The sequence below is a fragment of the Streptomyces sp. NPDC048415 genome (genome assembly GCF_040651675.1).
Taxonomy (GTDB): Bacteria; Actinomycetota; Actinomycetes; order Streptomycetales; family Streptomycetaceae; genus Streptomyces.
Genome location: NZ_JBEZKJ010000036.1, coordinates 12,062 through 24,526, shown reverse-complemented (window position 1 = coordinate 24,526; position 12,465 = coordinate 12,062). Strand labels below are relative to the sequence as shown.

Below are 12,465 nucleotides of genomic sequence, written 5' to 3'. Positions count from 1 at the left end.
CACTGGACGACCTCCGGTGGCCCGCGGTCCCGCGGCGGGCCGTAAGCTGTGCTCGCTTACCTCATCAGGCGGCTGTTCGCCGCCGCAGTGATGCTCGTGGTCATCGTCATGGTGGTCTTCGGCATCTTCTTCCTCGTCCCCAAGTGGGCGGGCGTCGACATCGCCTCGAGCTTCGTGGGCAAGCAGGCCGACCCGGCCGCCGTCGAGGCGGTGCGGCAGAAGCTCGGACTCGGCGACCCGATCTACTCCCAGGTCTGGGAGTTCTTCAAGGGCATCTTCGCCGGCCGCACCTACTCGGGCGGCGGCGACGTCACGCACTGCGCCGCACCGTGCTTCGGCTACTCCTTCCGCAGCGAGCAGGCCGTCTGGCCGGTGCTCACCGACCGCTTCCCGGTGACCCTGGGTCTCGCGCTCGGTGCCGCCGTGCTGTGGCTGGTCTTCGGTGTCGCGGCCGGCGTGCTCTCCGCGCTCAAGCGGGGCACCATCTGGGACCGCGGCGCGATGGTCGTGGCCCTGGCGGGTGTCTCCCTCCCCATCTACTTCACCGGTCTGCTCAGTCTGGCGATCTTCGCCTTCGGGCTGAAGTGGATCGACGCGCAGTACGTGCCCCTGTCCCAGAGCTTCGGCGGCTGGTTCGGCGGCATGATCCTGCCGTGGATCACCCTCGCGTTCCTGTACGCGGCGATGTACGCCCGGATCACCCGTGCCACCATGCTGGAGATCCTCGGCGAGGACTACATCCGCACGGCACGCGCGAAGGGCCTCAAGGAACAGGTCGTCATCGGCAAGCACGCCATGCGCTCCACGATGACGCCCATCCTGACCATGCTCGGCATGGACCTCGGCGCCCTCATCGGCGGCGCCATCCTGACGGAGTCGACGTTCAACCTGCCCGGCCTCGGCCGTGCCGTACTCGACGCCATCAGGAACCAGGACCTGCCCATCATTCTGGGCGTCACCCTGATTACTTCTCTCGCGGTGCTGATCGCCAACCTCGTGGTGGACGTCCTGTACGCCGTGATCGACCCCCGAGTGAGGCTCGCATGACGGAACTCAGCAAGAGCGGAGCGGCCGTGGGCGAGCCCACCGGCGCCTCGCCCGCCCCGACGGCCTTCCTGGAAGTACGCGACCTGAAGGTGCACTTCCCCACCGACGACGGTCTGGTCAAGTCCGTCGACGGGCTCAGCTTCCAGCTGGAGAAGGGCAAGACCCTCGGTATCGTGGGCGAGTCCGGATCCGGTAAGTCGGTGACCTCGCTCGGCATCATGGGCCTGCACACCGCCGGCCAGTACGGCAAGCGCAAGGCGCAGATCTCCGGCGAGATCTGGCTCGACGGCACGGAGTTGCTGTCCGCGGACCCGGACCACGTACGCAAGCTGCGCGGCCGCAACATGGCGATGATCTTCCAGGATCCGCTGTCGGCGCTGCACCCGTACTACACGATCGGTCAGCAGATCGTGGAGGCGTACCGGATCCACCACAACGTCGACAAGAAGACCGCGAAGCGCCGCGCTGTCGAGATGCTCGACCGGGTGGGCATCCCCCAGCCGGACAAGCGGGTGGACAGCTACGCGCACGAGTTCTCCGGCGGTATGCGCCAGCGCGCGATGATCGCGATGTCGTTGGTCAACAACCCCGAACTGCTGATTGCGGACGAGCCGACGACCGCCCTGGACGTGACCGTCCAGGCGCAGATCCTCGACCTGATTCGGGATCTGCAGGTGGAGTTCGGCTCCGCGGTCGTCATCATCACCCACGACCTGGGCGTCGTCGCCGAGCTCGCCGACGACATCCTGGTGATGTACGGCGGCCGTTGCGTCGAGCGGGGCCCGGCCGAGAAGGTGTTCTACGAGCCCCGGCACCCCTACACCTGGGGTCTGCTCGGCTCGATGCCGCGCCTGGACCGCGAGCAGCAGGAGCGACTGATCCCGGTCAAGGGATCCCCGCCCTCGCTGATCAACATCCCGTCCGGCTGCGCCTTCAACCCGCGCTGCCCGTACGCCGACATCCCGAAGGACGACGTCACCCGCACGGTCCGCCCCGAGCTGACCGAGGTCGGCAGCCAGCACTGGGCCGCCTGCCACATGACGCAGGAGCAGCGGGAGCGTATCTGGACCGAAGAGATTGCGCCGAAGCTGTGAGCGAGGACAAAGCAGTGGGCATCCCTGCGCAGAGCGAAGGCACCGTGGTCACCAAGGACGGCGCCGCCCCCGGCGAGACCCTGCTGAAGGTGACCGGGCTCAAGAAGCACTTCCCGATCCGCAAGGGCCTGCTCCAGCGGCAGGTCGGCGCGGTGCGCGCGGTCGACGGCATCGACTTCGAGGTCAAGGCCGGTGAAACGCTCGGTGTCGTCGGCGAGTCGGGATGTGGCAAGTCGACGATGGGCCGGCTGATCACCCGGCTGCTCGAACCGACGGCCGGCACGGTCGAGTTCGAGGGCAAGGACATCACGCACCTCGGGGTCAGCGGTATGCGCCCGCTGCGCCGCGATGTCCAGATGATCTTCCAGGACCCCTACTCGTCGCTGAACCCGCGCCACACCATCGGCACGATCGTCGGTGCCCCCTTCAAGCTGCAGGGCGTCAATCCCGAGGGCGGCATCAAGAAGGAAGTCCAGCGCCTGCTGTCCGTGGTCGGCCTCAACCCCGAGCACTACAACCGCTATCCGCACGAGTTCTCCGGCGGTCAGCGCCAGCGCATCGGCATCGCCCGCGCGCTCGCGCTCAACCCGAAGCTGGTCGTGGCGGACGAGCCGGTCTCGGCGCTCGACGTGTCGATCCAGGCGCAGGTCGTCAACCTTCTCGACGACCTGCAGCAGGAGCTCGGCCTCACGTACGTGATCATCGCGCACGACCTCTCGGTCGTCCGGCACGTCTCGGACCGGATCGCGGTGATGTACCTCGGCAAGATCGTCGAGCTGGCCGACCGCGAGTCGCTGTACCGGGCGCCGATGCACCCATACACCAAGGCGCTGATGTCGGCGGTGCCGATCCCGGACCCGCGGCGCAAGTCGGCCAAGAGTGAGCGCATCCTGCTCAAGGGCGACGTGCCCTCGCCGATCTCGCCGCCGAGCGGCTGCCGCTTCCACACGCGGTGCTGGAAGGCCACGGAGATCTGCAAGACGACCGAGCCCCCGCTCCTGGAGCTGAAGCCCGGTCAGCAGGTCGCCTGCCACCACCCGGAGAACTTCGAGGACCAGGCTCCGCATGACACGGTCCTGCTCTCCGACGCCAAGGAGGCGGTGGAGCTGGTGCCGAAGGCGGTGCTGGAGGAGTCGGCGGAGACGTCGGCCGCGGTGGCCGCGATGGTCGAGGACGATGCCGTGACTTCCTCGGCCGCTTCGGACGCTGAGGTTTCTCCGGACGCCGAGGCCTCGGCGGAGGCGAGTGGGCAGGAGCCTGAGGACCCGGGAAACACCCAGAGCTGAAAAGACGGTCCGCTGCCACAGGAAAGGGGGCGGACAGACGGGAGCAATCCCGTCTGTCCGCCCCCTTTCCGGCGTTGAGGCTGCGCTCGGCCTTTTTACGGCACGCACGCCCCGATTCATTCTCCGTATATCACGGCTTCGTCGTGCACGCGTGCTGGGCGACGCATTCGGAGAAGAAGGGGTAAGTCCAGATCACGTCGATGACGCCGTAGTCCTGGTTCACGACGACCTTGCAATTCGCGCCGTAGTGTTCCTTGCGGATGTTGAAACGGCGGTACTCGACCTTCGGGGTGACATAGCCGTAGTTCTTTCCCTTGACACTCAAGGTGTCCGTAACCGTGATGCCCTTGGTGGTCGTCTTGGTCACGTTGTGGTTGAAGTTCGCTTCGACCTTGCCGATTCCCCAGCTCACACTCGCACTGCCGCCGATGGTCCAGCTGGTCGAGCGGCTCGTGGTCGTCTGGAGCGCGTAGGTGAGTGTCGAGGTCGAGCTGCTGGCGTTGTACTTCCCGGCGGTGCTGCCGATGGGCTTGTAGTACGGCGTGCCGTACGAGTCGACGGTGATGAACGGGTCGGTTCCGCAGTTCATCGGGTGATTCGCCGACGGCGACGCGGAGGCGACGGCGGGAACGGCGATGGAGGCGCCTACCAGGAGCGCTGTCGCCGCGATCACTCGGCCGGTCTTGCCGAATTCTCTCATTATTGCAACCCCGTTTTCTTTTGTGTGCACTCAGTTTTATTGCGGCGTGGGATACCGGTCGTCCCTGTTCCGCGCTGATGTATGTGAAGTTACTCAGCTGCTGTGACCACGACAAGCGGGATGGGCATTTTACCTGTATTTACCCTCAAGCGACCCTCAATTCCTTGTTTCGGGGGCGGTGGGCGCACTTCTGGATGTCTGGTTTTCCCGTCGTGCGGAGGCGGGAAATCTTCCCTTCCGGTATTCAAACGGACATAGTCTCGAGGCGATGTGATCCGCGTCACGAACAGGAGTGAACCAAGGGGTCGCGCATGACAAGTTGGCAAAGTCATGAACATGCCTGAACGGGAGAGTGCAGAGTCTCGCGTGTCCGTGCGATCGGAACACGCTCGAAAGGGACGCTCATGGCACTCTCCCGTTCGGCACGCTTAGGAGCCCTCGCGACCGCGGCGGCCTCCTTCCTCGTCATCGCCGCCTCCTCCGCCCCCACCCCGGGCGCCGACGGCATCGGCGATCCCTACTTCCCGCAGCTCGGCAACGGCGGCTTCGACGCCCGCCACTACGACCTCGACGTGGCGTACAACCCGGACACCGACCGCCTCGACGGCCGTACGACTCTCACGGCCCGTGCCACCCAGAACCTCTCCGCCTTCGACCTGGACCTCCAGAAGCTCGAGGTCACCAGGGTCGAAGTGAACGGCAGACGCGCCGACTTCACGCGGGACGGCGACGAGATCCATGTGACTCCGCGCGGCACGCTGTCGAAGGGCCGGACCTTCACGGTGACCGTCACCTACGGCGGTGTCCCCGAGCCGCTGAACGGGCCCATCGTCTTCGGCTCCGACTACGGGTGGATGAAGACCACCGACGGCGTCTTCGTCGCCTGCGAGCCCAACGCCGCCTCCACCTGGTTCCCGGCCAGCGACCACCCGTCCGACAAGGCGACCTACGACATCCGCATCAAGGCGCCGAAAGGCCTGACGGGTGTCTCCAACGGCCGCCTGATATCGACGTACGACAAGGGCGACCAGACCTTCACGCACTGGCGCGAGAGCAAACCCATGGCCACCTATCTCGCGACCGCCACCATCGGAAAGTTCGACGTGAAGACGGGCACGACCCCCGCCGGGACGCCCATCTACGTCGCCATCGACCCGGTGCTCGCGAACAGCAACAGCGTCGACGTGTACGGCGTCACCGCCGAGGCCACCGACTACTGGTCGCAGGTCTTCGGTCCCTATCCCTTCGAGGAGACCGGCGCGATCGTCGACGACATGCCGGAGGCGGGGTTCTCGCTGGAGGTGCAGTCGAAGCCCGCGTACTCGGCCGTGCGGTCCGAGACGACCATCGTGCACGAGCTGGCCCACCAGTGGTTCGGCGACTCCGTCTCGGTGGAGCGCTGGAAGGACATCTGGCTGAACGAGGGCTTCGCGACCTACGCCCAGTGGCTGTGGGCCGAGCACAAGGGCATCCGCTCGGCCCGCGACTCGTTCGCGGCCGGATACAACGCGCGGCCCGCGGACTCCGCCTTCTGGCAGATCACGGTCGCCGACCCGCAGCGCGACACGATGTTCGCCTCGGCGGTCTACCAGCGCGGCGCGATGACACTCCAGATGCTGCGCGAACGCATCGGCGACACCGCCTTCTTCAAGCTGCTGCCCGCCTGGACGAAGCTGCACAAGTACGGCAACGCCAACACCGCCAACTTCATCCGCCTCGCCGAGAAGGTCTCCGGACAGCAGCTCGACGACCTCTTTCAGACCTGGATCTACACGACGGGCAAGCCGGTGGTGTAGGCCGTGCTGACGGGCGCGGACCTTGCTTTGTAAGGTTCACGCCCGTCGGCGGGTGAGAATGTTCGAGTGCTCCAGGAACTGTTCAGCCCCTCCGTCCAGCATGTGCTCGACCTCGTGGGAATCTTCGTCTTCGCGATCTCCGGCGCGCTGCTGGCCGTCCGCAAGAACTTCGACGTCTTCGGCATCGCCGTACTCGCCGAGGTCACCGCGCTGGGCGGAGGGCTGTTCCGGGACCTGATCATCGGGGCCGTGCCCCCGGCCGCGTTCACCGATCTCGGCTATTTCAGCACCCCGCTGCTCGCCGCCCTGCTGGTCTTCTTCCTCCACCCGCAGGTGGAGCGGACCCAGGTCGCCGTCAACGTTTTCGACGCGGCCGGACTCGGCCTCTTCTGTGTCGCGGGCACGACGAAGGCGTACGAGTACGGGCTCGGGCTGACCCAGTCGGCCGCCCTGGGTCTGGCCACCGCCGTCGGCGGTGGTGTGCTGCGTGACGTGCTCGCCAACGAGGTGCCCTCGCTGCTGCGCTGGGACCGCGACCTGTACGCGGTCCCCGCGATGGTCGGCAGCGCACTGGTGGTGCTGTGCATCCGCTACGACGCGCTCACCCCGTTCACCAGTGGTCTGGCCGTGGTCACGGCCTTCGTGCTGAGGCTGCTCGCGATGCGGTTCCACTGGCGAGCGCCGCGCGCCTGGAACCGCCGCTCGACGGTGCGGGAGGAGGAGACCCCTTAGCCCCCGTGATCCCGCCGGTCCCGGTGGTCCCGGTGGTCCCGCCGGTCCCGGAGCGGAACTGCTGGGTCAGCCAGCGGAACACCTCAGGCACCTGCGGCCGCCACAGCCCCATGTCGTGGCCGCCCGCGCTCCTCGGCAGCAGCGTCACGTCGACGGTCGTAGGCCGCCGGGCGATCCGCTGGAGCGCCACGCCCGCCTGGTAGCCGTCGCCGGACTCGCCGGAGACGTAGAGCGCGACGCGGGGCGGGGTGCGGTAGGCGCGCAGCAGCAGGTAGGGATTGTTCTGCCGGCGCAGTGCCAGGCTGCGCGCGGGGAGCGAATTGCGTTCGCCGATGGGGTCGTTGTAGCCGGACAGGCTCACCGCGGCCCGGTAGCGGTCGGGATGCGCGATGGCGAGCTTGGCCGCGCAGTGTGCCCCCGCCGAGTAGCCGGCGGTGGCCCAGCCGTCCGGGGCGGCCTCGGCGCGGAAGTTGTCCGTCACCATCCTCGGCACGTCGATGCTGAGCCAGCTGTCCGCGTTCACCGTGCCCGGGATGTTCGCGCAGCCCGTGTCCACCCGGGCCACCAGGTTGGTGCGAGGCGCGACCAGGATGAACGGCGCGACCTGCCCGGTGCGCATCATCGGCAGCAGCTGCTCATGCACCTTCATCGAGCCGAACCACGCCTTCGCCGAGCCCGGATAGCCCGGCAGCAGCTCGACGACGGGGAACTTCCGGTGGCGGTAGGCAGGTTCCTGGTACTGCGGCGGCAGCCACACATACACCTCCGCGTTCACCCCCGACACCCGGCCCTTGAGCTGAGTGACGCGCACCCCGCCCGCCTGGTGCATGCCGGGACCGTCGGCCTGCGTGAACGTCTGCCGGACCCTGGGCAGCTGTTTGAGAGCGATCCCGCCGGTGCCGTCCGCGCCGAGGTCGGCGGCCTGCTGGACGTGGTTGCCCGTGCCCAGCAGGTCGGCCCAGTTGTCGTACAGGCTGTTGGCGTTGTTCACGAGGACGAAGACCAGGGTGATCGCCGTGCCCTGGGCGAAGAGCAGCATCAGCAGGCGGGCGGCGCCGCGCACGGGGGCGGGGCCGCGCACCCGTGACCACAGGACGAGAGGCACGAGCAGGGCGACGGCGAACAGCGTGATCGCGGTGAAGAGGAACGGCGTCCCGGTGAGGCTCATGTCCTGTCAGAGGAGTGGGCGGGGGAGTCGGTCACGGACGAGTGCGGACACTTACCAAGAAATTGCCGGGTCCTCACCCTTCCCTTGTGGGGAGACGTCACGCCCCTGTGCGGAGACGTCACGCCTCCGAAACATCCAAAGCTACCGCTTAGTAATTTCCTGTTGTACCGTTCACCCATGCCAGAAGCAGCTTCGGTACGGGCCGTACGGGCCACGATCGGCGACAGCGAGTTCGACCGCGACACCGTGGTCACCCTGCGCGGACCCGGCGTCTACGACATCGACCTCTCCGCCGGGTGGACGATCATCAACGCCGTCAACGGCGGCTATCTGCTGGCCGTCCTCGGCCGCGCGCTCGCGGACGCCCTGCCGCACTCCGACCCGTTCACGATCTCCGCGCACTATCTGACCGCCTCCCAGCCGGGCCCGGCGGTCGTCCGCACGGACGTCGTCCGCACCGGCCGGACCCTGTCGACCGGACAGGCGTCCCTCTTCCAGTACGACGACGAGGGCCGCGAGATCGAGCGGATCCGTGTCCTCGCCTCGTACGGCGATCTCGACACCCTGCCCGACGACGTCCGTACGACCGCGCGGCCGCCCGCGATCCCGCCGATCGACCAGTGCTTCGGACCGCAAGACGCCCCGGCGCCCGTTCCCGGCAGCTCGGCGATCGCCGACCGGCTGTTCCTCAAGCTCGACCCCTCGACCCTGGGCTGGGCGCTCGGTGCGCCGTCCGGGAAGGGCGAGATGCGAGCCTGGTTCGGGCTCGCCGACGGCCGCGACGCCGATCCCCTCTCGCTGCTCCTCGCGGTCGACGCGCTGCCGCCGACCGCGTTCGAGATCGGGCTGTCCGGCTGGGTGCCGACCGTGGAGCTGACCGTGCACGTACGCTCGCGTCCGGCGCCCGGTCCGCTGCGGGTGTCGATCACCACGCGCAACCTCGCCGGGGGCTTCCTGGAGGAGGACGCCGAGGTGTGGGACAGCGCGGACCGGCTGGTCGCGCAGTCCCGGCAGCTCGCGCGCGTCAGACTGGGCTGAGTACGGCGCGTTCGTCCTACGCGGGGATCAGGGGGCGACGGCCGAGGTAGGCCGCCAACAGGCCGTAGGCGTCGGCCTCTTCGAGAGCCGGAACCGCCGAGTCGAAGGGCAGCTCGTCGCCCTCGCGCAGCTCGTCCGGCAGTACCCGCCGGGCCATGGCGAGCGCGAACTCGGCGAGTTCAGGGTCGAGTTCGAGCGGTCGTCCGAGCGCCTCGGAGAGGTCCCAGGTGTGGGTGACGGCCTCCATCACGTAACCGGCGAGGGCGTTGCGGCCGGGTGCCTCTCCCCACGGCACGTGGACCGGAGCGTCCAGCCGCGCGTCGTCCGCCCAGGCCTTCCGCACCTGCGCCCTGACCTCGTCGTACGCGGCACTCCAGCCGTCGTCAGGAACCCCCTCGGCGAACGGCCGTACGGCGAGCCCGTCCCCGCCCGCCCCGATCACGGCGATACGGCGGGTGCCTCCGACGATGTGCGACAGCAGGGTCCGTACGTCGTACTCGGCGCACGGCGTGGGGCCGGCGAGCCGCTCCGGCCGCACGGTCTCGACCAGCGCGGCGATCTGCTCGGCGGCGCGGGCGTACAGGGGGCGGGGGTCGATGGCGTTCATGGCTGAACCTCTTCCGTGTGTCGGTGTGCCCCCACGTTCGCCGCATAACCTGACAGTTTCCGTCAACATTTGCCGAGACCTTCGCCGGGCGCGATCCTGAGGGCGTGAAGTCCGACCGCCTGCTCTCGATCCTCCTGCTGCTGCAGACCCGTGGCCGCGTGCCGGCGCATGAACTGGCCGACCGGCTCGAGGTGTCCGTGCGCACCATCTACCGGGACATCGAGGCCCTGTCCGCCTCGGGGGTACCGGTGTACGCCGAGCGCGGGCGGCACGGAGGCATTGAGCTGCTCGCCGGATTCCGTACGGACGTCACGGGGCTGACCGCCGACGAGTCCCGCGCGCTGTTCATCCTGGCCGCACAGGGCGCGCACGCCGCGCTCGGCCTGGACGCGGCGCTCGGGTCCGCGCTGCGCAAGGTGATGGCCGCGCTGCCCGCGCCGCACCGCCCCGCCGCCGAGGTGACCAGCCGTCGCATCCTGGTCGACGCGACGCGCTGGAAGGGCGGCCCGCAGCGGGCCGTCGACCTGGAGGTGCTGCAGGACGCGGTGTTCACCGACCGCCGCCTGCGGCTGCGCTACCGGCACAGCGGGGACGCCGAACCGAGCATGTACACCGTCGACCCGTACGGACTCGTGTCCAAGGCGGGCGTCTGGTACCTCGTCGCCGACCGGCGTGGGAAGCCGCGGCTGTTCCGGGCCGACCGGGTGCGGTCGGCGACGGTGCTGCCGGATCCGGTGAAGCGGCGGCCCGGCGTCGAACTCGCCGACGCCTGGGAGGTATTGCGACGGCAGGTGGAGGAGCGGCCCGGCGGTCTCGATGTCACAGTTCGGGTACAGCGCTCCCGCCTCGACATGTTCCTGCGCCTCAACGCCGCCTCGCTCACGGAGTTGCCGCCGGACGACGGCGCGAGCGAGTGGGTACGCGCCCGGCTGTCGTACGGCTTCGTGGGCGAGGCCCGCACGCTGCTGGCCTTCGGGAACGCGGTGGAGGTCCTCGGGCCGCCGCGGGTGCGGCAGGAGTTGGCGGCGACGGCGGCCGCCATCAGCGCGGTCTACGAGGGCGATTGAGACCGGCGCGGGGCCGGTGATCCACAGCAACGCACAGGTCCGGCACAGCGCGGGCCTATGTGGATCTGGTGCTCTGGCCCCCCGCTCATCCGGCACTCATAAACCGGCCCCGTGATCTGACTGGGAGTAACCCTCATGATCCGTCGCGCACGACTTGTCCCCGTCGTCGCCCTGCTGGCGCTCTCGCCCCTGCTCGCGGCCTGCGGCTCGGGCGACTCCTCGTCGTCCTCGAACAGCGGCAACTCCGGGCAGCAGAACTGCCGGCGGCCGTCCGGCATGCCGAGCACGGGCCCGTCCGGGCGCCCCAGCGGCGCCCCGTCCTGGATGCCGTCGCGGCCCGGCACACCGTCGAACAGGCCCACAGGCAAGGCGCCCTCCGGCAACCCCTCCGGTATGCCGAGCGGCGGTCCCCGTGGTGGCAAGGGCGGCTGTGGCGGCGGCCCCGGCGGTGGGCGGGGGCAGCAGGCGCAGGGCTGATCCGGGGACGTACGGTCACCGGTTTTGACCCGGGACCGCACGGTCACGGTTCTTGACCCGGGCCGTACGTCACAGGTTCTCGGGGGTGACGTGCCCGTTCGGTGAACGGGGCGTCACCCCAGCCAGTTGCGGCGGCCGATGGCGATCAGCCGCATCTGGCGGCTCGCCACCCGGGCCACCCGCTCGCGTTCCTCCTCCGAGCCCTCCTGCGCCTCCAGGAGGAGCGAGGCCGTCACCAGCATCTGGTCGACATACAGTCCCGCGAGCATCAGCAGGTCGTCGTCGCTCCACCCCTCGGACTCGGGGTGCTTGGCCAGCTCGGTCTTCACCTCCTCGGCGAACCGGGCCAGTTGGTCCCGGATCGCCTCCCGCACCGGCTGGACGCCGCCATGTCGCTCGCGGGCGATAAAACGGACATGGGCGGGGTACGCGTGAACGTGCCGCGCGATCAGATCGACGGCGCGCGCTATGCGTTCGTCGCTGTCGCCGGACGCGGACACCGTCGTCCCGATCATCGGATGCAGGCTGCCGAGGGCCTCCTCGACAAGGGCCACGCCGAGATCCGCCGTCGAGCGGAAGTGCCGGTAGAACGCGGTCGGCGCGACGCCGACCGCGCGGGTGACCTCGCGCAGGCCCAGGCTGCTCAGGCTCTGCTCCTCCAGCAAGACCAACGCCGCGTCCAGGAGCGCCTGTCGGGTCTTCTGCTTCTGGGCCTGTCGGATGCCGAGAGTGTGACTCATGCCATGCAGTTAACAACTGTTCTCTGTAATTGGAAAGCCGGGGGACGCGCTAGACTCAAGAGTCAGTGAACAACTGTAACTACAACCGTTCACTGAGTCGTCAAGTCCCGGAAACATTCGGGCCTCACCGTCGAGGTCCGAAGAGCCCGGGATGGGACTTCGAGACTTCCACGAGAGGCATCTCATGCTGTTCCTCGTCGCCGCCCTCCTGCTGCTGGGTGTCGTCATGGGCTCCGTGGCCCACGCGCCGCTGCCCGTCACGCTCGTCGCCGCCGTCGTCATCGGCGTCTGGCTCGCGATCTTCGCGGTCCGCGAGCGCCACGCCCGCCGGCGCCACACCTCCACCAACTGACCGTCGGGAGCTGACACGTCATGGAACTCACCGCCACGCCCACTCGCCGCACCGGCACCAGGGACGCCGACGGCATGGCCGTCGCCTCCTTCATCCTCGGTCTGGTCGGCCTCCTGGTCCTCAACGTCTTCCTGGGCCCCATCTCCATCGCCCTCGCCTCCGTCGCCCTCTGGCGCGGCACGGCCCGCCGCGGCCGCGCCTTCCTGGGCCTCACCCTCGGCATCGCGGACCTGATAGTCCTGGTCGCCTTCATGCACTTCGACAGCACGGTGTCCTGGAACTTCTAGAGGAGACGCGTTCTCGCTCGTCGCTACCGCTGTGGGCCATCGTTCCGCAGGGCGATGGGGCCCCGCTCGAGCGA

Annotated in this window: 14 protein-coding genes; 10 read left to right on the top strand and 4 right to left on the bottom strand. The window is 68.7% G+C overall.

The window, feature by feature from the left end; genetic code table 11:
- The first annotated feature begins 48 nt into the window (after positions 1–48).
- The 3 genes from AB0D27_RS23375 to AB0D27_RS23365 are packed head-to-tail and all read left to right on the top strand — an operon-like array spanning position 49 to position 3,427.
- On the top strand, positions 49–1,047 hold the full coding sequence (locus AB0D27_RS23375) for an ABC transporter permease (protein ID WP_362511913.1): 999 nt from the start codon (positions 49–51) through the stop codon (positions 1,045–1,047).
- Entirely contained in the window at positions 1,044–2,141 is a 1,098-nt protein-coding gene (locus AB0D27_RS23370) for an ABC transporter ATP-binding protein (protein ID WP_362511910.1), read from the top strand. The genes AB0D27_RS23375 and AB0D27_RS23370 overlap by 4 nt, the downstream gene beginning before the upstream one ends.
- Positions 2,142–2,155: 14 nt before the next feature.
- Positions 2,156–3,427 carry a dipeptide ABC transporter ATP-binding protein gene (locus AB0D27_RS23365; protein WP_362511908.1) on the top strand — a complete coding sequence of 424 codons (1,272 nt, stop codon included), beginning with the start codon at positions 2,156–2,158 and terminating at the stop codon, positions 3,425–3,427.
- A 130-nt stretch (positions 3,428–3,557) separates the two neighbouring features.
- Here AB0D27_RS23365 and AB0D27_RS23360 read toward each other — a convergent pair whose 3' ends face one another.
- Positions 3,558–4,127, bottom strand: coding sequence for a hypothetical protein (locus AB0D27_RS23360; protein ID WP_362511905.1), 570 nt, complete (start codon positions 4,125–4,127; stop codon positions 3,558–3,560).
- A 404-nt stretch (positions 4,128–4,531) separates the two neighbouring features.
- Between AB0D27_RS23360 and AB0D27_RS23355 the strand changes: the two genes are divergently transcribed.
- Both AB0D27_RS23355 and AB0D27_RS23350 read left to right on the top strand, forming a co-directional pair.
- Positions 4,532–5,923, top strand: a complete 1,392-nt coding sequence (locus AB0D27_RS23355) for a M1 family metallopeptidase (RefSeq protein ID WP_362511902.1) — start codon at positions 4,532–4,534, stop codon at positions 5,921–5,923.
- Between the two features lie 66 nt (positions 5,924–5,989).
- Positions 5,990–6,655 carry a trimeric intracellular cation channel family protein gene (locus tag AB0D27_RS23350; RefSeq protein ID WP_362511899.1) on the top strand — a complete coding sequence of 222 codons (666 nt, stop codon included), beginning with the start codon at positions 5,990–5,992 and terminating at the stop codon, positions 6,653–6,655.
- On the opposite strand, the gene AB0D27_RS23345 is transcribed toward AB0D27_RS23350, so the two are convergent.
- Positions 6,555–7,823: an alpha/beta hydrolase-fold protein gene (locus AB0D27_RS23345; RefSeq protein ID WP_362511896.1), complete on the bottom strand. Its 1,269-nt coding sequence runs from the start codon at positions 7,821–7,823 to the stop codon at positions 6,555–6,557. The two genes, AB0D27_RS23350 and AB0D27_RS23345, sit on opposite strands and share 101 nt — an antisense overlap.
- 177 nt (positions 7,824–8,000) lie before the next feature.
- Between AB0D27_RS23345 and AB0D27_RS23340 the strand changes: the two genes are divergently transcribed.
- Positions 8,001–8,861, top strand: coding sequence for a thioesterase family protein (locus AB0D27_RS23340; RefSeq protein WP_362511893.1), 861 nt, complete (start codon positions 8,001–8,003; stop codon positions 8,859–8,861).
- A 16-nt stretch (positions 8,862–8,877) separates the two neighbouring features.
- On the opposite strand, the gene AB0D27_RS23335 is transcribed toward AB0D27_RS23340, so the two are convergent.
- Positions 8,878–9,468 (bottom strand): TIGR03086 family metal-binding protein, encoded by a 591-nt coding sequence (locus AB0D27_RS23335; RefSeq protein ID WP_362511890.1) that lies wholly within the window; start codon positions 9,466–9,468, stop codon positions 8,878–8,880.
- Between the two features lie 104 nt (positions 9,469–9,572).
- On the opposite strand from AB0D27_RS23335, the gene AB0D27_RS23330 reads away from it, so the two are divergent.
- Positions 9,573–10,535, top strand: a complete 963-nt coding sequence (locus AB0D27_RS23330) for a YafY family protein (RefSeq protein WP_362511887.1) — start codon at positions 9,573–9,575, stop codon at positions 10,533–10,535.
- A gap of 135 nt (positions 10,536–10,670) precedes the next feature.
- Positions 10,671–11,012, top strand: coding sequence for a hypothetical protein (locus AB0D27_RS23325; RefSeq protein WP_362511884.1), 342 nt, complete (start codon positions 10,671–10,673; stop codon positions 11,010–11,012).
- Between the two features lie 113 nt (positions 11,013–11,125).
- On the opposite strand, the gene AB0D27_RS23320 is transcribed toward AB0D27_RS23325, so the two are convergent.
- Entirely contained in the window at positions 11,126–11,752 is a 627-nt protein-coding gene (locus AB0D27_RS23320) for a TetR family transcriptional regulator (protein WP_362511881.1), read from the bottom strand.
- Positions 11,753–11,903: 151 nt separating this feature from the next.
- On the opposite strand from AB0D27_RS23320, the gene AB0D27_RS23315 reads away from it, so the two are divergent.
- Positions 11,904–12,104, top strand: a complete 201-nt coding sequence (locus AB0D27_RS23315; RefSeq protein ID WP_362512027.1) for a hypothetical protein — start codon at positions 11,904–11,906, stop codon at positions 12,102–12,104.
- 20 nt (positions 12,105–12,124) lie between these two features.
- Positions 12,125–12,391 carry a DUF4190 domain-containing protein gene (locus AB0D27_RS23310; protein ID WP_362511878.1) on the top strand — a complete coding sequence of 89 codons (267 nt, stop codon included), beginning with the start codon at positions 12,125–12,127 and terminating at the stop codon, positions 12,389–12,391.
- Positions 12,392–12,465 lie beyond the last annotated feature (74 nt).

Excerpts from the sequence above, each read along its gene's own strand:
- AB0D27_RS23345 (WP_362511896.1), bottom strand. The coding sequence starts at position 7,823 with ATGAGCCTCACCGGGACGCCGTTCCTCTTCACCGCGATCACGCTGTTC.
- AB0D27_RS23310 (WP_362511878.1), top strand. The coding sequence starts at position 12,125 with ATGGAACTCACCGCCACGCCCACTCGCCGCACCGGCACCAGGGACGCC.
- AB0D27_RS23355 (WP_362511902.1), top strand. The coding sequence starts at position 4,532 with ATGGCACTCTCCCGTTCGGCACGCTTAGGAGCCCTCGCGACCGCGGCG.
- AB0D27_RS23340 (WP_362511893.1), top strand. The coding sequence starts at position 8,001 with ATGCCAGAAGCAGCTTCGGTACGGGCCGTACGGGCCACGATCGGCGAC.
- AB0D27_RS23325 (WP_362511884.1), top strand. The coding sequence starts at position 10,671 with ATGATCCGTCGCGCACGACTTGTCCCCGTCGTCGCCCTGCTGGCGCTC.
- AB0D27_RS23320 (WP_362511881.1), bottom strand. The coding sequence starts at position 11,752 with ATGAGTCACACTCTCGGCATCCGACAGGCCCAGAAGCAGAAGACCCGA.
- AB0D27_RS23360 (WP_362511905.1), bottom strand. The coding sequence starts at position 4,127 with ATGAGAGAATTCGGCAAGACCGGCCGAGTGATCGCGGCGACAGCGCTC.
- AB0D27_RS23315 (WP_362512027.1), top strand. The coding sequence starts at position 11,904 with ATGGGACTTCGAGACTTCCACGAGAGGCATCTCATGCTGTTCCTCGTC.
- AB0D27_RS23370 (WP_362511910.1), top strand. The coding sequence starts at position 1,044 with ATGACGGAACTCAGCAAGAGCGGAGCGGCCGTGGGCGAGCCCACCGGC.
- AB0D27_RS23335 (WP_362511890.1), bottom strand. The coding sequence starts at position 9,468 with ATGAACGCCATCGACCCCCGCCCCCTGTACGCCCGCGCCGCCGAGCAG.